The sequence below is a fragment of the Bacillus sp. S71 genome (assembly GCF_016625265.1).
GTDB lineage: Bacteria > Bacillota > Bacilli > Bacillales > Bacillaceae_G > Bacillus_A > Bacillus_A cereus.
This window is the reverse complement of the sequence record NZ_JACVUW010000002.1, coordinates 226753-248099: the sequence shown is the minus strand read 5'-3', so window position 1 is coordinate 248099 and position 21347 is coordinate 226753. Positions and strand designations below refer to the sequence as shown.

The window sequence follows — 21347 nt, the reverse complement described above, 5'->3', positions numbered from 1 at the left end:
CTCCTTTTTCGTTGTCCACACTATTGTATCATATGTACGAAACGACAAAATGCGTATATTTTTCATTTTTTTAACAAAATATTTATTTTATGTGATTCATCTACTGTAGCTAACATAATAGATTCGACTTCTGTACTCTCCTCTAGAAATTCTCTCGCCCACGCTTCTGTTTTTCCTAATAATGCAAGAACATCTTTCTGTATCCTCCCATCCTTTACTAATACAAAAGAAACTGGAGATTTTTTTCCCGCCACTTTAAGATCAAGCCGCGAAACTGCTTCATATTCTGGATACCGAAATATAGAAACGACACCGTTTGCTTCCCATAATGCTAATTTAATCGTTTGAATATCGCTCACATTTCGCATACGAAGTTCCGAAAACAAATATTCCAAGGTAATTCTCGCCTTTTTCAAATTGCTAAAATTAATGGAACCATTGTGTATAAGAATAATAGGTGCAGGCTCTAAAAAACGTCTCCATCTATCCCATTTCAGCATTAAAACTGAGCTTATAATATGAAGTACAACAAGTATGAACGTTGTAATCATCGATCCCAGTAACCCTACTTTTTCATCAGACAATGCGTTAGAAATATTCCCACCAAGCAATAACACTAATACAACATCTAAAAAACGAAGTTGTGCGATAGACCTTTGCCCCATCGCTTTCGCAACTAATATTAAAAATATGTATGCTATAATAGCCCGAATAACCCATTCACTATTAGAAAGATGTCGTGCTCCTTCAAAAATATGCATATGCATCACTTTGCACTCCTTACCCGTCTCAAACTGCTATCCTGTTTTAGTTTGCAACGTTTATGAGCATATATGTAAAAAAGCTGGTTCGTTTAAAAACGAACCAGCTTTTTTTACTTAACTGAAAACATATATTTTTTATACGTTTTCCGTACCGATAATATGAGCCCCATCATAATCATATTTGAGAATAAGGAACTTCCCCCATACGATAAGAAAGGTAATGCAATACCTTTTACAGGCATTAACCCAACGATCATACCGATGTTTTGGAATATTTGAACTGTTAATATACCGATAGATCCAGCGCATAATAATGTACCAAATAAATTATCAGCGGAATAACCAATAATAATTGTTCGATATAGTAGCAACAGGAACAAGAAGACAACTAACGCTGCTACGATAAATCCACCTTCTTCGGCAATTGTAGCGAAAATAAAGTCAGTATGCTTCTCTGGGATATAGACGCTGCCTCCCCCAAACCCTTTACCTTCCATTCCTCCACTACCTACAGCTAAAATCGATTGCTGTGTTTGATAGCCTTGATCTGTATGTTCAAATGGGTCCAACCAACCTAAAATACGTGACTGTTGGTGAGGTTTTAGTAATGTAACTAAATTATTATAGAAAAAATCCTGATACTTAAAGTAAATAAACATTAACACAGATAATATCGTCACCGGAATAACTGTGCATATTGCTATCAATTTCTTCTGAATACCTGACATAAATAAAATACATGCAATAGCAGCAGCATATAAGAACACCATACCTGTATCCGGTTGGCTATATACAATTGCCGTAGGAGGAATAGATACTAGCATAATCTTTCCTACTAATATTAAGTCTGTTTTAAATGTTCGAACCATATGCTGTGCATTATGCTTTACGGCTAAATTTGCTACTAACATAACCAGTGCAATTTTGAAAAACTCTGACGGCTGAATAGATCCAATTAGTGGAAATCTAAACCATCTTTTTGCTCCTAGTATCTCCGGTGTAAAGGTTGAAACCGGTAATATTTTTAGTAGAATAATTGACAAAAACGTTGCAATATACAATGGCCATGATAATTTTTGTAGCTGATCTGAATCAACACTTGCAACAAGAAGTAACATTACAATTCCAATTATGTAGTTAATACCTTGTTTCAAAGCAAAATTCTCAGCCCCATATTGGCCAGTTTGCTGACTGCTATATATAGCAGCTATACTCGTCACACATAGTGCACACAAAATTAAAATTAATTTTACATCTAAACTTTTTAGAAACTCGGTACTTCTTTTCATGACATCCTCCTGAAACATTGTTACGGCAAAAATAAAAAACCAGGAGTCAACATTCTTCATGTTTTGACGACTGATTACACATTATCTATAAAACACTTATATAGAATAACTCTCTTTTTCATACAATACAATATATTATACTACAGTTTCATCAGTAAGATTTGCCAAAAAAATTATTCTTTTCTTATTTTATATCCATATACCATATATCAGCAATGTATTTTCGTAAATTCCTAATACATAATCATTTATTGTAAGATTACTGGGAAAGGTATTTATACATATAGTAGGATGTAGATGAAGAAATAAGATAATAAAAAGCTCGCATAAGCGAGCTTTTTATTAATATACAGATGTATTATTTTCTGACATGTTTTCTAAAATTTCTTTAACACGCCCTAAGAACTTACCACAAATTAAACCATCAAGTACTCGGTGATCAAGTGATAAACATAAGTTAACCATATCACGAGCACCGAACATACCGTTATCCATAATTACTGGGCGCTTTACAATTGATTCAACTTGTAAAATAGCCGCTTGTGGGTAATTAATAATACCCATAGATTGAACAGAACCGAATGATCCTGTGTTATTAATTGTAAATGTTCCACCTTGCATTTCGTCTGCTTTTAACGATTTCGTACGTACTTTTCCTGCAAGTTCTGTAATTTCACGAGCGATACCTTTAATTGTTTTCTCGTCCGCTTGCTTAATTACTGGTACAAATAGTTCTTCCTCTGTTGCAACAGCGATAGAAAGGTTAATATCTTTCTTCTGAACAATTTTATCGCCAGCCCACATTGAATTAATTTGAGGATACTCTTTTAACGCTTGTGCTACTGCTTTTACGAAGAAAGCAAAGAACGTTAAGTTAAAGCCTTCACGCTTCTTAAAGTCACCTTTAATTGAGTTACGGTATGACACAAGGTTTGTCACATCTACTTCAATCATCATCCAAGCATGTGGTGCTTCGTGTTTACTACGTAACATGTTTGCTGCGATTGCTTTACGCACACCTGTTACTGGAATTTCGATATCTCCAGGCATTGTAGGTACAGAAACTGGTTTCGCACCTTCTACTTTTTGCGCTACTGGTGCTGCTTTTGGTGCTTCTGGGCGAGCTTCTACTACTGCCGCTACAGCTTCCTCTTTCTTCGCCGCACCTGCTTGTGGGATATTTCCAGATTCCACTAGCTTTAAAATATCTTTACGAGTGATACGGCCGTTTGCTCCCGTACCTTCTACTAGATCTAAATCAACGTTATGCTCACCCGCAAGCTTTAACACAGCTGGTGAAAAACGTGGTTTTCCATCAGTTGGTTGTTTTACTTTCGGTGCTTTTCCAGGCGTAATTGCTGCTGCCTTTGGTTCTTCTTTCGTTTTTTCCTCAACAGCTGTTGCTGCTACTTCGTCTGCGCCTTCTACTTGAATCACACAAACTACTTCACCTACAGCTAACGTATCACCTTCACCAGCGATTAACTCTTTCACAATACCAGTGAAAGAAGATGGTACTTCAGCATTTACTTTATCAGTCATTACTTCTGCAAGCGGATCATACTTGTTTACGTGATCGCCAACATTAACGAGCCATTTACTAATTGTGCCCTCTGTAACGCTCTCCCCGAGCTGAGGCATTGTAATATTTTCTACAGCCATGTATAGTCCCCCCGATTAAAATTCCGCAAGTTCACGCATTGCTTTTTCAACTTTATCTGGATTTACCATAAAGAATTTTTCCATTGTTGGTGCATATGGCATTGCTGGAACGTCTGGACCTGCAAGACGTGCGATTGGCGCATCTAAATCAAATAGACAGTTTTCAGCAATAATTGCTGCCACTTCACTCATAATGCTTCCTTCTTTATTGTCTTCTGTTACAAGAAGAACTTTACCTGTTTTAGAAGCTGCTTCAATGATTGCTTCTTTATCTAATGGATATACAGTACGTAAATCAAGAATGTGTGCAGAGATGCCATCTTGTGCTAACTTTTCAGCTGCTTGAAGAGCAAAATGAACACATAATCCGTACGTGATAACTGTAATATCATCACCTTCACGTTTTACATCTGCTTTTCCGATTGGTAATACGTAGTCATCCTCCGGCACTTCACCTTTAATTAAACGATATGCACGTTTATGTTCGAAGAATAATACTGGATCTTCATCACGAATGGCTGCTTTTAATAAGCCTTTTGCATCATATGGTGTAGAAGGGATAACGATTTTTAAACCTGGCTGGTTTGCAAACATCGCTTCTACAGATTGTGAATGATACAATGCACCGTGAACACCTCCACCAAATGGTGCACGGATTGTAACTGGACAAGTCCAATCATTATTAGAACGATAACGAATTTTTGCTGCCTCAGAAACAATTTGGTTTACTGCTGGCATGATGAAATCAGCAAACTGCATTTCAGCGATTGGACGCATACCATACATTGCTGCACCAATTGCTACCCCAGCAATTGCAGATTCTGCAAGCGGTGCATCAAGCGCACGATCTTCACCAAATTGATCATACAAACCGTGTGTCGCTTTAAACACGCCACCTTTTTTACCAACATCTTCTCCTAAAACGAATACTTTCTCATCGCGTTCCATTTCTTCGCGCATTGCTAATGTAATAGCATCAATATAAGACATTACAGCCATGAAACGTTCCCCCCTATTCTGCGTATACGTGCTTCAATGCATCTTCAGGTGCTGCATACGGAGCATTTTCTGCATATTCTGTTGCTTCATTTACGATATGCATAATTTCGTCTAACATTTGTTTTTCCGATTCCTCAGTTAACACACCAGCTTCTTTTAAATAAGCCGCGAATGTTATAATTGAATCTTTTTTCTTTGCTTCTTCTACTTCTTCTTTATCACGATAAACACGATCATCATCGTCACTAGAATGTGCTGTTAAACGATATGATACTGTTTCAATTAAAGTTGGGCCTTCACCACGACGACCGCGATCTGCTGCTTCTTTTACAGCTTTATATACTGCAAGCGGATCGTTTCCGTCTATTGTATATCCAGGCATACCATAACCAATTGCACGATCTGATACGTTTTTACATGCTAATTGTTTTTCAACCGGAATAGAGATTGCATATTTGTTATTTTCACACATAAAAATAACAGGTAGTTTGTGTACACCAGCAAAGTTTGCCCCTTCATGGAAGTCACCTTGGTTTGAAGAACCTTCTCCAAATGTAACGAACGTTACTAAATCTTTCTTCTCCATTTTTCCAGCTAGTGCAATACCAACTGCATGTGGTACTTGCGTTGTTACTGGAGATGAACCTGTAACGATACGATTTTTCTTTTGACCGAAGTGACCAGGCATTTGACGACCACCAGAGTTTGGATCTCCAGCTTTCGCGAAAGCAGACAACATAAGCTCTTTAGCTGTCATACCAAATGCTAGTACAACACCCATATCACGATAGTATGGTAATGCATAATCTTTCTCTCTATCAAGAGCGAACGCCGCTCCAACTTGTGCAGCCTCTTGTCCTTGACAAGAAATTACGAATGGAATTTTACCAGCGCGGTTTAATAACCACATACGTTCGTCGATTTTACGTGCAAGTAACATCGTACGGAACATTTCTAATACTTGCTCATCACTTAAGCCAAGCTCTTCATGGCGCTTTTCTTTTACTTCTGCCATTTTTCATAACCTCCTAAATCCACATTTTTATGCGTGTAACGCTCTTCCATCTACAGCAAGTGCTGCTTCACCAATCGCCTCAGATAATGATGGATGCGGATGAATTGTATGTGCTACTTCCCAAGGTGTTGCATCAAGTACTCTTGCAAGACCAGCTTCAGAAATCATATCTGTTACATGCGGTCCAATCATATGAACACCAAGAATGTCATTTGTCTCTTCATCAACTACAAGTTTTACGAAACCATCTGATTCTCCGTATACAAGTGCTTTTCCGATTGCGCGGAATGAGAACTTACCTACTTTTAACTTATAGCCTTTTTCTTTCGCTTCTTGTTCTGTTAAACCGACAGAAGCAACTTCTGGACTGCTATATACGCATTTTGATACCATAGAGTAATCAATTGGTGTAACTTCTTTCCCTGCAATATGTTCTACTGCAGCAATTCCTTCATGAGAAGCAACGTGAGCAAGTTGCAGGCCACCGATTACATCTCCAATTGCGTAAATATGCGATTCTTTCGTTTGATAAAACTCATTTGTTTGAATGTATCCTTTTTCCACAACGATATCTGTGTTCTCTAAGCCAATATTTTGCGTATTCGCTTGTCTTCCTACAGATACAAGCATTTTTTCTGCTTTAAATTCTTTATTTTCACCGTTGTGTTCAGCTTGGATTGTTACTCCATTATCTTTTACCAATGTTTCTGGTAATACTTTTGCACCAGTTACCACTTTAATACCTTTTTTCTTGAATAGACGTTGCATTTCTTTTGAAACGTCTTGATCTTCTAGTGGTAATATCGTTTTTGCATACTCTAATACTGTAACTTCTACACCGAAGTCAGCAAGCATAGATGCCCACTCAATACCGATTACACCGCCACCAACGATAATAATCGAACTAGGAAGCGTTTCCATTTTTAGGGCATGATCCGAAGACATTACGTATTCTCCATCTAATTCTAAACCTGGTAATGAATTTGGACGAGAACCTGTTGCAACAAGTACATTTTTTGGAATTAACATTTCATTCTCTTCTCCACTTGCAAGTTCAACTGAAATTGTCCCTGGCATAGGAGAGAAAATAGACGGGCCAAGAATACGACCAATACCTTCAAACACATCAATTTTACCTTGTTTCATTAAATGTTGAACGCCTTTATGAAGCTGCGTTACAATCTTCTCTTTACGCTCTTGTACTTTTGCAAAGTTTAGTTCTACATTGCTTGCAATAACTCCGAACTCTTCGCTTTTTTTAGCAGTTGCATATACTTCCGCACTACGTAAAAGAGCTTTACTAGGAATACATCCTTTGTGTAAACAAGTACCACCAAGATTTTCTTTTTCGACTAGTGCTGTTTTTAAGCCTAATTGTGATGCACGAATTGCAGCAACATATCCACCAGTACCGCCGCCAACGATGACTAAATCATATTCTTTTGCCATTATCTCAACCCCTAGCTACCGTTTCTTTTTCACGTACAACGTATTCTTTTGGAGCTTCTTCTTCACGTAATACACGAAGTGCTCCTTCTGCTAACGCTTCTAACTCATCTTCGCCTGGATGTACGATAACATCTGCAATCCAGTCCACTCGCTCTTTTATTTCATCGACAAGAATTTTACTGTATGCCAGTCCACCAGTTAATACGATTGCATCGATTTTCCCGTGAAGTACAGCGCTAGCTCCGCCAATCTCTTTTGCAACTTGATATGCCATTGCTTTATAAATAAGAGTTGCTTCAGGATCACCTTTTTCAACCATTTGCTCTACTTTAATCGCATCATTTGTACCGATTAAACTTACAAGTCCACCTTGTCCGACAAGTTTTTTAATCATTTCATCACGGTAATACTCACCAGAGAAACACATTTCTACTAGTTGCCCTACTGGTACTGTACCAGCGCGCTCTGGACTAAATGGTCCTTCTCCGTTTAAACCGTTATTCACATCGATTACTCTTCCTTTTTTATGAGCACCAACTGTAATACCGCCACCCATATGTGTAACTAATAAATTTAAATCCTCGTATTTGTGATTTAACTGTTCAGCTACTTTACGAGCAACTGCTTTTTGATTTAATGCATGGAAGATACTTTTGCGTTCCATACCAGCAATGCCACTTATACGAGCAACCGGCTCCATCTCATCTACAACGACAGGATCTACAATGAATGCAGGAATGTTTAATCCAGAAGCAATTTCATATGCTAAAATGCCTCCAAGGTTTGAAGCGTGATGACCGCTAAAGCCATTTTTCAAATCTTCTAACATCGCATCGTTTACTGTATACGTACCGCCTTCGATTGGACGAAGTAATCCACCACGCCCACAAACAGCGTTTAATTTTGAAATGTTAATACCATGAGAATGTAGAACTTCTAAAATCGTTTCTTTTCGAAACTCATATTGGTCGATAATTCTCTTATATTTTCCAATCTGTTCTACGTCATGACGAATCGTTTCTTCTAGAACGGGTCTTTCATTATCAAAAACACCAATTTTTGTGGATGTACTACCTGGGTTAATAACAAGAATTCGATTTACAGACAATGTTGCTACCTCCACTAATAAATTCAAAAGGAAGTGGAAACCTCATAAGAGGTAACCACACCTTTTGTAAAAGTTATATATGAATGATTAGCGACGGCTAATAATATCGTGACCGTTGCGTAAGTAAGTGCTACGAGAATTCTTCAAGCTTGCAATGCGCTCTTCAGCTAGACGATCTGCCGCTACATAAGTTGCTATGCCATCGCGTTTTGAAATTTCGATTACTTTTGCAATCGTGTCATAAATAGACTCAACACGTTTTAGTGCACGTTCTCTATTGTATCCATATAATTCGTCTGCTACGTTAATTACGCCACCTGCATTAATTACATAATCTGGTGCGTATACAATACCCATTTCATGAATGATGTCACCGTGACGATCTTCTTTTAATTGGTTATTTGCAGAACCTGCGATTACTTTTGCTTTAAGTTGTGGAATAGTTTCATCATTAACTGTTGCGCCTAATGCACATGGTGCGTAAATATCGCATTCCACACCGTAAATTTCATTTGGTTCAACTGCTGATGCACCGAATTCTTCTACAGCACGTTGTACAGCTTCTTTATTAATATCTGTAACGATTAATTTTGCTCCTTCAGCGTGTAAATGTTTGCATAGATGATATGCTACGTTACCAACGCCTTGAACAGCAATTACTTTTCCTTCTAAATTGTCAGTACCGAAAGCTTCTTTTGCAGCTGCTTTCATACCACGATAAACACCGTATGCAGTTACTGGAGATGGGTTACCAGAAGAACCGAATGATGGTGAGATACCTGTTACAAAGTCAGTTTCTTCGTGGATAATATCCATATCATCTACTGTTGTACCAACATCTTCAGCTGTAATGTATCGTCCGTTTAGTCCTTGGATATAACGTCCTAGTGCACGGAACATTGCTTCGCTCTTATCTTTACGAGGATCACCAATAATTACTGTTTTCGCACCACCTAAGTTTAAACCAGCTGCTGCGTTTTTGTATGTCATCCCTTTTGCAAGACGCAATGCATCTTCAATCGCCGCTTCTTCAGAATCATATGTCCACATTCTTGTTCCACCAAGAGCCGGTCCAAGTGTTGTATCATGAATTGCAATAATTGCTTTTAAACCAGATTCTTTATCTTGACAAAATACCACTTGCTCATAATCATATTTTTCTAAGTATTCGAAGATTTCTAATGTCATTGTCGTTTCCCCCTAATGTTTTACCCTTTTTGGTTTATTTTGAAGCAGTCGCAACTGCCAATGCTAATGAATATACTTTTGTTTCTGCTGAATCAGCACGAGATGTTAAAACAATCGGTGCTTTTGCGCCAGCAATCATTGCTCCTACTTTTGCATCCGCAAAGTATACGAGTGATTTATATAGCACATTTCCAGCTTCAATCGTTGGGACGAGTAAAATATCTGCCTTACCTGCTACATCACTTACTATGCCTTTATGCTCTGCTGCAATTTGTGATACTGCATTATCTAAAGCAAGTGGTCCATCAACGATACAATCTTTAATTTGTCCGCGGCGATTCATTTGTGTTAACATCGCTGCATCAATTGTCGCCTGCATCGCTGGATTCACAACTTCTACTGCTGCAATTGGTGCCACTTTTGGCAAGTCGATTCCTATTGCCCGGGCAACTTCTACAGTATTTTGTATAATAGCAGCTTTTTGTGTTACATCAGGTGCGATGTTCATCGCTGCATCTGTAACGAAAATAAGACGATCATAATTTGGAACTTCAAATGCTGCTACATGTGAAAGTACGCTACCTTTACGTAGGCCCCACTCTTTGTTTAACACAGCCTTCAAAATATTCGCTGTTGGGATGTTACCCTTCATAAGCACGTCTGCCTCACCATTTCTCACAGATTTAACAGAAAGTTCTGCAGCCTCTGCATTAGACATTGCTGCAATCACTTCAACATGTTCTGAAGTTTGTAAACCATGTTCTTGTAGCATCCCCATTATTTTTTCTTGATTTCCATATAGACGAAATTGAGCTAGCTGTAATTTAATTGCTTTCGCTACAGCTTCAATTACTTCATGATCTTCAGCTACTGCTACAGCTACAGTTTTTTTAGGCTGTCCCGCTGCTTGATCAATTAAGTATTCTAACTTCATATTTTGTAATCAACCCTTTCCGTCGTCCCTCGTCTATTTATAAAGCAAATACCGTGCCAACTTTTAAAAGTGGTCTTACCAATAATGAAAACGCATTCAAAATGCAGTAAAATCAATACTTTGGAAAATAACAAAAGATTCTGTCTTATTTTGTCACTTTTTGTATACCATGCAATAAATTGCACGGTACGCAATTTATTGCATGCTATTTTTTGCATGGTCATACTTTTCTAGCTTATAATATAAATTTCGAACGGAAATTCCTAACGCTTTTGCAGTTTGTGTTTTATTCCCATCAAATCTCTCCAAATATTCATGAATAATATTCCCTTCAAACTCTGTTACTAAATGTTCAAGTGGCTTTTCTTCTAATTCAGGTAATAAATGAGATTGCTTTGACTCCACCTGCTCTTCATTATGTAATGGTGGTAAATGTTGTACATCAATATAGATCTCGTTATAATTCATAAAAATAATCGCTCGTCCTAAAATATTTTCAAGTTCTCTCACATTTCCTGGCCATTCGTATGATTGTAAATATAAAATAGCTGAATCAGTGAGCCCTTCTACATTACGACCATAATCTTGATTAATTTTTTGAATCAACCTGTCCGCAATTTTCGGTATATCTCCTTTACGTTGACGAAGAGATGGAATTTGAATTGGAATTTTATTTAATCGATAATATAAATCCTCCCTAAACTTCCCTTCTAGAATAGCCTTTTCTAAATTCACATGTGTCGCTGCAATTACTCGAACATTAATGGGTATCGCTTTCGTCCCACCAACTTTTACAATTTCTTTTTCCTGCAATACACGAAGGAGTTTCGCTTGTGTATTTGCAGATAACTCCCCTATTTCATCTAAAAAAATACTACCGTTATTCGCTTCCTCAAAGAACCCACGTTTCCCGCCTCTTTTCGCTCCAGAAAACGCCCCTTCCTCATAACCAAATAATTCACTTTCTAACAACGTCTCCGAAATGGCCGCACAGTTTACACGGACGAATTTATTGTATTTTCGATTACTTCCATTATGGATTGCATGTGCAAACAATTCTTTACCAGTCCCAGATTCACCGCGTAACAGTACCGTTGCTGGTGTATTCGCTCCTAGCTTCGCCTGTTCGATAGCTGCCGTTGTTTCATCTGAATTTCCGACAATATCATCAAATGAATATTTTGCTTCTAATGTGCGAATAATTTGCCTTGCTCTATTCAATTCATTTGTTAACTTTTGAATTTCCGACACGTCACGGATAACGCCAACGCTTCCTTTCAATATTCCATCCACAATAACTGGCGCTACGTTTACAATTACATCGCGCTTTTTTTGCCCAATCTTCATATGTATTCCGCGCACCGCACGACGCGTTCGAAGTACTTTCATATGCATACTTTCGCCTTCTACAATATCAGTTGTAGCAGGCTTCCCAATAATATCTTCTTCTGTTAGACCCGTTAATTTCGTATATGCCGGGTTAATGACTAAACCTCTTCCTTTTTCATCCACAACCGAAATCGCTTCTTCAGATGAGTTGATAATTGCCTCTAATAGTGTTTGAATTTCTTTTAAGTCTGTAACTTCTTCCGCTAAATCTACAACTTCTGTTATATCTTTAAAAATTGCAAATGCCCCTTGTACCTCTCCGCCTTCTTTTAATATCGGTATACGCGTTGTAATAATTTTCTTTCCATTCTCTAATGTTAGTTCATAATTTACTTCTATTTGTTTCGTACGTATAATGCGAAGTAATTTACTAGTGGGAATGACTTCTAAAATATATTTTCCTATCGCCTCTTCTTTTTTATATCCGATAATACGCTCCGCACTTTTATTAAAAAGACGAACTTGTCCCTCTCGATCAATTACGATCATGCCGTCATGCGTAGAATTTAAAATTAATTCTCCTTGTTGCGTTTGTTCCTCTAACCGCCCAATTAACCCTTCCTTCTCATGCGCTAATCCTGTAACAATTTTTGCAATATCACCTGGTATAAGAAGAGTGTCTTTTTTCTTTTTTTCCAATAAAACTTTATGTACATCATCTTCACCTGTCATATCAAATATTACATCGATATGCATAGAAAGAAATGGAGTTACACTTTCTCCAATTGCAATTCCATATTCCTTAGCAATTTGTAATCCTTTTGCCAACGGATTTATATCAATAATCCCTATAATTTGAAATATATTCGAACTATGTAACAGATTCAGCAGTGCGCTCCCGCCTTCACCTGCACCAACAATTAATACTTTTTGTTTCATATATTACACTTCCTCTCGAAGTAACTCTGCAAATTTTTTCACACCCTTATCTTACTCGTTCAGCACCCTCTTGACAAACCCCCTTTCCGTATAACATCATTAAAATATACGAAATAATCTGAAAAGGAGAGTTATGTATGCAGCGTTACGTTGCTCTACTATTAGCACTCATCCCTATTTCATTAGCTGTGTTTGGTATAAAGTTAATGAGAGATACTGTATTCGGGATTCTATTTCCACCAATCTCTATACTGTGGTTACAATTTTTAATCGGTGCTCTCTGCTTCGGGCTCGGGTTTTATATCTTCGGTGGCTTCGTCTTGCACCGAGACCGTAAACGAAATAAAGTACAGGCTCGCTTTAGAAGATAGGAAGGCCCCACTATTTATAAATAAAAAAATGAGACCGTTACACGCGGTCTCATTTTTTTATTGGCAACAACGTTCTTGCCGTTTCAGGGTAATCAGTAATAATCGCCGATATATTCATATCAAAATATTTACGCATAAGCGTTTCTTCATTAATTGTATAAGGGCGAACCTCTACACCACTTTCCATCGTTAGTTCGGCAATAGCATCTTGAAGGTAACGATAATTCGGATGTACTGCTGTAGCCCCCATTTTTTTCGCGTATGCCCACGGACTATGCAAACCTTCGCGATATAAAATTGCTGTTTGAATATCAGGAGCCATCATATGACACCGTTTCATGCTGTAGTGATTAAACGAAGAAAATATAACACGATCCTCTAAACTAAATTTCCGTACAAGCGTTATAACTTCTTCCTCTAAACCTCTGTACGGAATTTTATTATTTTTAAGTTCAATATTAAGTAGCAAACTCGTTCGTTCAAGCCATTCTAATACCTCTTCTAAAAGTGGTATTTTACAAAACCCTACTTTATCACCAAATTTATAACTTGCATCTAACTTGCATAAATCCTCATATACATAATTCCGAACCGCACCTTTTCCATTTGTTGTCCGGTCCACCGTTTCATCATGAATGACGACAACTTTTCCGTCTTTCGTTAATTGAACATCAAGTTCAATTCCATCCGCTCTAAAAGACTCAGCCGCTTCAAATGAAATCATTGTATTTTCTGGGTACGTTCCAGCCGCACCACGATGTGCAAATATAAGAGTCATCCTCACTCCCCCAATCTTATGCTATACTATACGAAAAAGGAGGTACTTCTATGAGACCATTACAAATTTCTCCAGATACTGCAGTCCGCTTATCAAAAGCACTAGGTGTTCCACTTGAACAACTCATGCATATGCCGCAGCACATTTTAATTCAAAAGCTAGTTGAATTAGAAAAACAAAATAAAGACGAAGAGTAATACAGTCCTGTTTTGCAGGGCTTTTTATATTTTCTATTATATCACGGATGACTTCCTTGCTAAAATCCCTTACCGGATATACTATGATCCCATTTAATCTTTTCTTCAAACATTTAAATGAAGCCCCCTCTTTTAACAAAAGAGGGGGCTTCTCATTACTCGTTTTAGTTACTCAAATTATGCGTTTTTCTTTTCTTTGTTAAAAATCATAAACACTTTATACAATCCTAAAGAAGCTGGAATATTCATAAATGCAAATGCTTCATACGTATAATGAGGAGCTGTTTCCCATAGTAACAAGAAAGTAAATACCCCTAATGCACTAATCATCGCAATTCGTATAACTTCCGATTCATTTTCATCTTTCTTTTTATAAAGAATAACAGCCGCCAAAACAGCTATATAAACAAATAATTTGATAATATACGAATATATAGTAACGATTTTATACTTCGTTGTACTATAATTCGATACGTAATTAGTTACCATGTCATTCTTCTGTTCAAACCATTGCCCAATACGGTACATGGAGAACTGACTTGATACCCATTCTCTAGTTATTTTTTCATTCAAATGTTGCACATAACCCATTACACCAAGTTCACTGAAACGTTGCACTATAACTTCTTGATTGTGCTCATTCAAATCTCTCGTATTCTTTATGTTTTCATCATCAATATAATCTGCATCTGCCTGATTCCACACACCATACGTATCTTTGTTCAGGCCCATTTTCACCCAATGAGTGAATGGAATTTTTTCAATTTCATTATCGGTACTGAGATTTAGCTTTGTCGTTATACCTTTAAAACTTACAATAAGGATTAAACAAAATAAAACACTACTTAACACCTTTACAGAGTATTCCTTACGAAACTTAAAAATATTTTCAATTAAAATCGCTAACGCTACGGTTAATGCTGTCGGTCTTATAATATAAGTACAAGCTGCGAAAACCCCTAATAAAATCCATAAAATAATCTTCATTCTTTTTGTTTCCGCCGTTTTCAAGCACAAATATGTATACATTGTTGCTGAAATAAAAAATATTACCAATGTATGAGTATAGAAAACTGGTGCCTGCCAATATATAAAAATATTTAGCACAGATAACACAATCGATATGTGAGCAACTTTAAAGTTTGTAATTTTCCTTACAATCAATACATTTAAAATAATACTGCCTGTTATACAAGCTATTGGTAATATTTTTATCGCTAAATCTACGCTCCCTATCAATTTAGCAAAATATCCTCCTATTAATACAACATGTGTATTATACGGATAAAATAAAAGCTGTCCCATTTCTAAAAATTGATTATCTCCATTAAACACAGAGACAATTCCTTGTTTAAGGATAGCATAATCCCCAACAACAGGGTTAAATGCTATGGAAGTAATAATTATTTCCATCGTCAAAATGATTATGATACCTAAAGCAATCATAATATTTGTATACGTTCTTTTCATTTTATTAATAACCAATTTATAATACATAAAGAAGAGCACAAATAAAAGCAACGTCAACGCTATAACAGCAGCGACTTTTTTGGGAGTATACTCCTCAGTCGGATAAGGAAATTCACCCCTCATCAAAATTGTTTTTGGGATAAAAAATTTACTTACTATCATTGAAAATATAGATAAAAACACCGTCATGACAATGATTGGGTACGCTCGATTTACTATTTTTTTTAAAGTCATTCATCCATTCTCCTATATCTCTAACTTTTCCAAATCAATGATACGTTATAGAGATTATGATGTCAAATCCACTTATTTTCTGTACATATCCGTATTTTCACTGCATTTTTCTATATAAATATGTATTCCTTCAAAATCCTTAAATGGAGGTAAATAAAAAACTCATTGATTTTAAATTTACTATCGAGTATAAATTGCAAGAATTATTAAGCTTTACTATAACTTAAATCCCTTACTATTCCTACTCTCAGCTTATCCGCAACCATTGCGATAAATTCAGAATTCGTAGCTTTGCTTTTGACATGGATACTGTATAACCATCGCTATATCAAGGCATTGTATATTTCATAACTATCATTAAATGCTTCTATTTATTGGTGCCCATCCTCAAATTGATAGGTCAACTTAATAAGAGTTCATCATTTTCTTCTATTTAGATGCTTTGCATCGCAATGAAGTAAAAAGTTTTCTACATTCATCTGAAAGTTATTCATACAACAAAAAACCTCCTAGCTATTGGAATCAAAATTTCAATCCAATAAATAGAAGGTTTTTAAATTAACCGCCAATTACCTATGTACTTTATTGCCTACATACGTAATTCGTTGGTTATTAAATTTTATTATGAAATACGCTTAACACCTTGATACTACAGCGCTTACGAAGCCTTATGTTCAAGTCTCAGCTTATCCGCAACCATTGCGATAAACTCAGAGTTCGTAGGTTTTGCTTTTGACATGGATACTGTATAACCGAATAAGGACGAAATAGAATCAATATTGCCACGGCTCCAAGCTACTTCAATCGCGTGACGAATTGCTCGCTCCACACGGCTTGCTGTGGTATTATATTTCTTTGCGATATCTGGATACAATACTTTCGTAATCGATCCTAATAATTCGATATCGTTGTATACCATGGAGATTGCTTCTCGTAAATACATATATCCTTTAATATGAGCGGGTACACCAATTTCATGAATGATACTCGTAATACTCGCATCTAAATTTTTCGGTTTTCCATCTACTGTTGTTGCTGATCGGAATGATGGTAGTGGACGTTTAATCATAGCATTTGCTTTACCACTCACTTGACGAATATGACTCGTTAAATTCTCCATATCAAATGGTTTTAATATGAAATATGAGGCACCTAAGTCAACTGCTTTTTTCGTCACATCTTCTTGCCCGAATGCTGTCAACATAATTACGCTAGGCTGTTTTAACCTTTCAATATGTCGCATTTTTTCCAATACAGCTAAACCATCTAAGTGTGGCATAATAATGTCTAAAACGAGTACATCAGGTTGCTTATCTGTTAATAAGTTTAAACACTCTTGACCATTATAAGCAGTACCGATTACTTCCATATCATCTTGAGCAGCTACATAGCTCTCTAACATTGATACTAGTTCTTTATTATCATCCACAAGACATACTTTAATTTTCTCCACAGCTTTTCCTCCCTTACCGAATCGATTCTCCGACATGTGTATCCTTCTAGGCTACATGAATTGTTCGACAATTGTGTGAAAATTCCCTTTTAAAGTTTCTTACTTTCCGATAAAATCACAAAAAAATATGTTTATCGTTCATTTATTCCCTTTCGCAACACATTCCATCATAGAAATACAACGAAACGTTCAACCCTTTTCTTTTATTTTACAACAAAAAACACCTCTTGCGGAGCTTTTACAAAATTTCAACGAATTTTTCAACAGAAAAAGCGAGCTAATATGTATTAGCTCGCTTTTTTCTCTTGATCATAAATATTAATTCCAGCTTGATGTAACATCCATTCAATATGAACACCATATCCGGATGTTGGATCATTTACAAACACATGTGTAACAGCACCAATTACTTTTCCATTTTGTACAATTGGACTTCCACTCATTCCTTGTACGATACCGCCCGTTTTCGCTAATAGACGTTTATCTGTTACCTTTATTACCATACCCTTTGTAGCTGGGAATTTTTGCTGCACTGTACTAACAACTTCAATATCAAACGCTTCTACTTTATCTTGATCAATAACTGTTAATATTTTTGCCGGTCCTTCTTTTACTTGATGAGATAATGCGATAGGCATTGCTTTATCCATTATACCGTTTTTCATATTCGTATTTAATTTTCCAAAAATACCATATGGACTATTAATTGTAATATTGCCAATCACTTCACGATCTGGTGAAAATCTTGCTAATTTCTCGCCTGGATTCCCATGACTGCCTCTTTCAATTGATGTAACTGTCGAGCGCATAATTTGTCCATCTTCGACTTGAATCGGCTTTTTTGTATCATTATCAGAAATAACATGACCAAGCGCCCCGTATTTCATAGAATCCGGATGAACAAATGTCATCGTTCCAATTCCAGCTGCCGAATCGCGGATATACAAGCCAATTCGATAAGACGATTCACCATTGTCTTTTTGCGGCGTTAGCTTCGTGCGAATATATTTTCCATCTCTTAACAATACAAGATTAAGCGGTTCACCTGTTTCTCCACTATTATGAATAAACGGTGCTACATCACTCATTCTTTCAATGGTTTTACCATTAATTTCAGTAATCATATCTCCAATTTGTACACCTGCTGTTTCACCAGGAGATATTTTACCTTTTTCAGTTTGAATTAAATGATGGCCTACAACAAGTACACCTTTTGTATTTAATTTCACACCAATTGATTGTCCACCTGGAATCACTTTAAAATCTTTTAACACTTTCACATTTACTTTTTTCACTGGAAAACCCGCAAGCTGAAATACCATATCAGCTTCACCATTTTGATGAGAATTTACCATAAGTCCTTGTTTTTGTTCATTCGAACTCACTGTAAATACATGACGATTTGTGGATGAAGCTTTGAAAACTGGTAATGATGATATTTCTGATTGTTGTCCTTCAAAAACAACAAGTTGTTTCGGTGATGAAATAAACGTTCGAAGCGGTTTAAAACATCCAATAAAAACTAAAGAAACAAGGAGACAAAGACCTATTATTTTTCGAAATTTTTCTAATTTCAACTTGTTCACTCTCCTCGCTCCTACCCCACATTCAGCCTCTTGGCTTCACTTTTTAATCTCTCCTTGCAATGCTTTATTTATAACCGGAAGAATTAAGAAATCGTCATTTGAGAAAAAAAGCTATCCATTACTGGATAGCCTCTGCTGTCTGTTTAAAATGATGCGCTTGCGTAAGTAATTCTTTCGCATGCTCCGTCGTTAAATCTGTGATTTCCACACCAGAAATCATTCGAGCTATTTCTGTTACTTTATCCTCCATAGTTAAAACAGTAACTGATGTAATTGTCCGATCATTCGCTACTTGTTTTCGAATAAATAAATGCGAATCTGCCATTGAAGCTACTTGAGGTAAGTGCGTAATACAAAGTACTTGCGAGTTTACTGATACTCGATAAATTTTTTCAGCAATAGCCTGTGCGACCCGGCCACTTACACCCGTATCCACTTCATCAAAAATAACAGATGCAACCCCTTGATGCTTAGAAAAAATGCTTTTTAAAGCTAAAATGATACGAGATAACTCTCCGCCAGAAGCAACCTTTGAAAGTGGTTTTAGCGGCTCTCCTGGGTTGGTCGAAATATAAAATTCCACATGATCGTAACCATCTGCCGTAAGTCTTACCGGTGCACCTTCCACAAGGGGCTCTTCTGCATTTCCTTCTCTCTTCATAATTCTCACTTCAAATTTCGTTTTTTCCATATATAATTCTTTTAATTCCTGATGAATTGCATTTGTAAGGTGTTCTGCAAGCTCATGACGCATATTACTTAACAACGTTGCTTCTTTCAGAATAACACTTTCTAATTCCTTCAACTGTTTCTTCGTCGTTTCAATATGAACGTCTTTATTTTCAATTGTAAATATTTCTTGTTCAATTTTATCTGCATACGCTAAAATCTCTTCTACAGTATTTCCATATTTTCTCTTTAGCATACGAATTTCATTCAAACGTGTTTCGATTTCATCTAAACGATTTGGATCATATTCCATCATATCGAGCTTTTCTCTCAGTTGATATGCAACCTCTTCTAATAAGTAATAGCTATTTGCAATTGAATCATGATTCTCTTGATACATTTCATCTAAATGTGTAATACTTTCCATTTGTCCCATTGCGCTTCTTACATTATCTAATCCTTGTCCGTCAGCACTCAATGAACGATATGCATCACCTAATGCTTTATAAATCTTTTCAAAATTAGAAATTTGCAATCGTTCCTCAGTTAATTCATTTTCTTCATCCATCTTTAAATCAGCTTTGCGAATTTCTTCATGCTGAAATTGAATTAAATCTAAGCGATGTGCCATCTGTTGTTCATTTTCACTTAACGATTTCAATTGTTTTTTTAATTTTTCATAGTCAGCGTATACGTTTTGATATATGTCTAGTTGTTTAACGATTCGATCCCCATCAAAGTGATCAAGCATAAACAGATGTCGTTCTTCATTCATTAAATCTTGCGTTTCATGCTGTCCATGAATATCAACAAGTGTTTTCCCAATTTCTTTTAATATGCTAAGTGTAACAAGCTTCCCATTTACACGACATACACTCTTCCCGTTCGCAGCAATATCACGCTTTAAAATAATCATGCCATCTTCTATTTCTATATCTAACTCTTCTGCCTTTTCAATACATGGATGCTTATCATCTTCAACATAAAACAGCCCTTCAATCTCAGCCTTTTCTGTTCCATATCGAACAAATTCTGCTGACCCACGGCCACCTACAAGTAAACTAATCGCATCAATAATAATCGATTTTCCGGCCCCTGTTTCACCGCTTAAAACCGTTAAACCTTTTTGAAAAGAAATATTTAATGCTTCAATAATAGCAAAGTTTCTAATCGATAATTCCGATAACAATGCCCCATTCACCTCGTTATAAAATAATCCCTTACTAAAGGATTTTCTCATTTCTTCATTCAAATAATCATGCTATATATTTGTATGTATATACTCTTCTAACCCGCTTCATTGTACCAAACATTTGTTTTACGGGTCAATCCATCTATTTTCTAACTTTATGCAAACAAAATATTATATTACAATTGAAAAATCATATTTTTGACCAATAAAAATATCTTGTTCACTTCCCACTTTACGATGGAAAGCAAACAAGATTTTTTGTTACAACATATTTAAGAAACGATCAGAGACAACACCTGTATCGTCAGGTGTACGGCAAATAATTAAGCAAGTATCATCACCACAGATGGTTCCGATGATCTCATCCCACTCTAAATGATCAATAAGTGCTCCAAGTGAATGAGCGTTACCAGGCAATGTTTTTAGCACAAGCATATGTCCTGCCGTGTCTAATTTTACAAATGAATCCACTAGATTTCGTTTTAATTTTTGTAACGGGTTAAATCGTTGATCTGCTGGCAAGCTATATTTATAGCGCCCATCATGTAATGGCACCTTCACTAAGTGCAGTTCTTTAATATCGCGCGATACTGTTGCTTGCGTTACATTAAATCCCTCATTACGTAAAATATCAACTAATTCATCTTGTGTTTCAATTTCTTTGTTTGCAATAATTTCCCTGATTTTAATATGGCGCTGACCTTTATTCATACATTTGCAC

18 protein-coding genes and 1 pseudogene are annotated in these 21347 nt (G+C 36.4%); 2 read left to right on the top strand and 17 right to left on the bottom strand.

The window, feature by feature from the left end; translation table 11 throughout:
- Positions 1 to 62: 62 nt before the first annotated feature.
- From IBT51_RS04745 to IBT51_RS04700, 10 genes are all read right to left on the bottom strand, one after another.
- On the bottom strand, positions 63 to 767 hold the full coding sequence (locus IBT51_RS04745) for a DUF421 domain-containing protein (RefSeq protein WP_000550964.1): 705 nt from the start codon (positions 765 to 767) through the stop codon (positions 63 to 65).
- 107 nt (positions 768 to 874) lie between these two features.
- The gene (locus IBT51_RS04740) at positions 875 to 2053 is read right to left on the bottom strand and encodes an FtsW/RodA/SpoVE family cell cycle protein (protein WP_200458064.1); all 1179 of its coding nucleotides are present in this window, start codon (positions 2051 to 2053) and stop codon (positions 875 to 877) included.
- Between the two features lie 342 nt (positions 2054 to 2395).
- Positions 2396 to 3715, bottom strand: coding sequence for a dihydrolipoamide acetyltransferase family protein (locus IBT51_RS04735; RefSeq protein WP_200458065.1), 1320 nt, complete (start codon positions 3713 to 3715; stop codon positions 2396 to 2398).
- A 15-nt stretch (positions 3716 to 3730) separates the two neighbouring features.
- Positions 3731 to 4714, bottom strand: a complete 984-nt coding sequence (gene bfmBAB / locus IBT51_RS04730) for a 3-methyl-2-oxobutanoate dehydrogenase subunit beta (RefSeq protein ID WP_000290071.1) — start codon at positions 4712 to 4714, stop codon at positions 3731 to 3733.
- 13 nt (positions 4715 to 4727) lie between these two features.
- The gene (bfmBAA, locus tag IBT51_RS04725) at positions 4728 to 5729 is read right to left on the bottom strand and encodes a 3-methyl-2-oxobutanoate dehydrogenase subunit alpha (protein ID WP_000852551.1); all 1002 of its coding nucleotides are present in this window, start codon (positions 5727 to 5729) and stop codon (positions 4728 to 4730) included.
- A 27-nt stretch (positions 5730 to 5756) separates the two neighbouring features.
- Positions 5757 to 7178 (bottom strand): dihydrolipoyl dehydrogenase, encoded by a 1422-nt coding sequence (gene lpdA / locus IBT51_RS04720; protein WP_001051295.1) that lies wholly within the window; start codon positions 7176 to 7178, stop codon positions 5757 to 5759.
- A gap of 4 nt (positions 7179 to 7182) precedes the next feature.
- Positions 7183 to 8286 carry a butyrate kinase gene (gene buk / locus IBT51_RS04715; RefSeq protein ID WP_000115781.1) on the bottom strand — a complete coding sequence of 368 codons (1104 nt, stop codon included), beginning with the start codon at positions 8284 to 8286 and terminating at the stop codon, positions 7183 to 7185.
- Positions 8287 to 8373: 87 nt separating this feature from the next.
- Complete coding sequence (locus tag IBT51_RS04710; RefSeq protein WP_000171355.1) at positions 8374 to 9474, bottom strand: leucine dehydrogenase; 1101 nt, start codon at positions 9472 to 9474, stop codon at positions 8374 to 8376.
- 34 nt (positions 9475 to 9508) lie between these two features.
- On the bottom strand, positions 9509 to 10408 hold the full coding sequence (gene yqiS / locus IBT51_RS04705; RefSeq protein WP_053563676.1) for a phosphate butyryltransferase: 900 nt from the start codon (positions 10406 to 10408) through the stop codon (positions 9509 to 9511).
- Positions 10409 to 10603: 195 nt separating this feature from the next.
- Positions 10604 to 12676: a sigma-54 interaction domain-containing protein gene (locus tag IBT51_RS04700; protein ID WP_023522991.1), complete on the bottom strand. Its 2073-nt coding sequence runs from the start codon at positions 12674 to 12676 to the stop codon at positions 10604 to 10606.
- Between the two features lie 137 nt (positions 12677 to 12813).
- Here IBT51_RS04700 and IBT51_RS04695 point away from each other — a divergent pair, with 137 nt between their 5' ends.
- Positions 12814 to 13047: a DUF2627 domain-containing protein gene (locus tag IBT51_RS04695; protein WP_001190211.1), complete on the top strand. Its 234-nt coding sequence runs from the start codon at positions 12814 to 12816 to the stop codon at positions 13045 to 13047.
- 49 nt (positions 13048 to 13096) lie between these two features.
- On the opposite strand, the gene IBT51_RS04690 is transcribed toward IBT51_RS04695, so the two are convergent.
- Positions 13097 to 13825 (bottom strand): glycerophosphodiester phosphodiesterase, encoded by a 729-nt coding sequence (locus IBT51_RS04690; protein WP_071729682.1) that lies wholly within the window; start codon positions 13823 to 13825, stop codon positions 13097 to 13099.
- A 50-nt stretch (positions 13826 to 13875) separates the two neighbouring features.
- On the opposite strand from IBT51_RS04690, the gene IBT51_RS04685 reads away from it, so the two are divergent.
- On the top strand, positions 13876 to 14022 hold the full coding sequence (locus IBT51_RS04685) for a YycC family protein (RefSeq protein ID WP_001247671.1): 147 nt from the start codon (positions 13876 to 13878) through the stop codon (positions 14020 to 14022).
- Positions 14023 to 14199: 177 nt separating this feature from the next.
- On the opposite strand, the gene IBT51_RS04680 is transcribed toward IBT51_RS04685, so the two are convergent.
- The 6 genes and pseudogenes from IBT51_RS04680 to argR form a co-directional block, all read right to left on the bottom strand.
- Entirely contained in the window at positions 14200 to 15726 is a 1527-nt protein-coding gene (locus tag IBT51_RS04680; RefSeq protein ID WP_200458066.1) for a glycosyltransferase family protein, read from the bottom strand.
- Between the two features lie 206 nt (positions 15727 to 15932).
- Positions 15933 to 16045: pseudogene (locus IBT51_RS27370) on the bottom strand (hypothetical protein); the annotation flags it as partial.
- Positions 16046 to 16384: 339 nt separating this feature from the next.
- Entirely contained in the window at positions 16385 to 17179 is a 795-nt protein-coding gene (gene spo0A / locus IBT51_RS04675; RefSeq protein ID WP_011110369.1) for a sporulation transcription factor Spo0A, read from the bottom strand.
- Between the two features lie 287 nt (positions 17180 to 17466).
- On the bottom strand, positions 17467 to 18765 hold the full coding sequence (gene spoIVB, locus IBT51_RS04670) for a SpoIVB peptidase (RefSeq protein WP_002000940.1): 1299 nt from the start codon (positions 18763 to 18765) through the stop codon (positions 17467 to 17469).
- Between the two features lie 118 nt (positions 18766 to 18883).
- A complete protein-coding gene (gene recN, locus IBT51_RS04665) occupies positions 18884 to 20623 on the bottom strand; it encodes a DNA repair protein RecN (RefSeq protein ID WP_000947734.1) in 1740 nt (579 codons plus the stop codon).
- Between the two features lie 264 nt (positions 20624 to 20887).
- Positions 20888 to 21337, bottom strand: a complete 450-nt coding sequence (gene argR / locus IBT51_RS04660; protein WP_001032580.1) for an arginine repressor ArgR — start codon at positions 21335 to 21337, stop codon at positions 20888 to 20890.
- Positions 21338 to 21347 lie beyond the last annotated feature (10 nt).

Coding starts and splice junctions, on each gene's coding strand:
- IBT51_RS04735 (WP_200458065.1), bottom strand. CDS start 3,715: ATGGCTGTAGAAAATATTACAATGCCTCAGCTCGGGGAGAGCGTTACA.
- IBT51_RS04680 (WP_200458066.1), bottom strand. CDS start 15,726: ATGACTTTAAAAAAAATAGTAAATCGAGCGTACCCAATCATTGTCATG.
- argR (WP_001032580.1), bottom strand. CDS start 21,337: ATGAATAAAGGTCAGCGCCATATTAAAATCAGGGAAATTATTGCAAAC.
- IBT51_RS04745 (WP_000550964.1), bottom strand. CDS start 767: ATGCATATGCATATTTTTGAAGGAGCACGACATCTTTCTAATAGTGAA.
- yqiS (WP_053563676.1), bottom strand. CDS start 10,408: ATGAAGTTAGAATACTTAATTGATCAAGCAGCGGGACAGCCTAAAAAA.
- IBT51_RS04685 (WP_001247671.1), top strand. CDS start 13,876: ATGAGACCATTACAAATTTCTCCAGATACTGCAGTCCGCTTATCAAAA.
- lpdA (WP_001051295.1), bottom strand. CDS start 7,178: ATGGCAAAAGAATATGATTTAGTCATCGTTGGCGGCGGTACTGGTGGA.
- IBT51_RS04695 (WP_001190211.1), top strand. CDS start 12,814: ATGCAGCGTTACGTTGCTCTACTATTAGCACTCATCCCTATTTCATTA.
- IBT51_RS04710 (WP_000171355.1), bottom strand. CDS start 9,474: ATGACATTAGAAATCTTCGAATACTTAGAAAAATATGATTATGAGCAA.
- IBT51_RS04740 (WP_200458064.1), bottom strand. CDS start 2,053: ATGAAAAGAAGTACCGAGTTTCTAAAAAGTTTAGATGTAAAATTAATT.
- bfmBAB (WP_000290071.1), bottom strand. CDS start 4,714: ATGGCTGTAATGTCTTATATTGATGCTATTACATTAGCAATGCGCGAA.
- bfmBAA (WP_000852551.1), bottom strand. CDS start 5,729: ATGGCAGAAGTAAAAGAAAAGCGCCATGAAGAGCTTGGCTTAAGTGAT.
- IBT51_RS04690 (WP_071729682.1), bottom strand. CDS start 13,825: ATGACTCTTATATTTGCACATCGTGGTGCGGCTGGAACGTACCCAGAA.
- IBT51_RS04700 (WP_023522991.1), bottom strand. CDS start 12,676: ATGAAACAAAAAGTATTAATTGTTGGTGCAGGTGAAGGCGGGAGCGCA.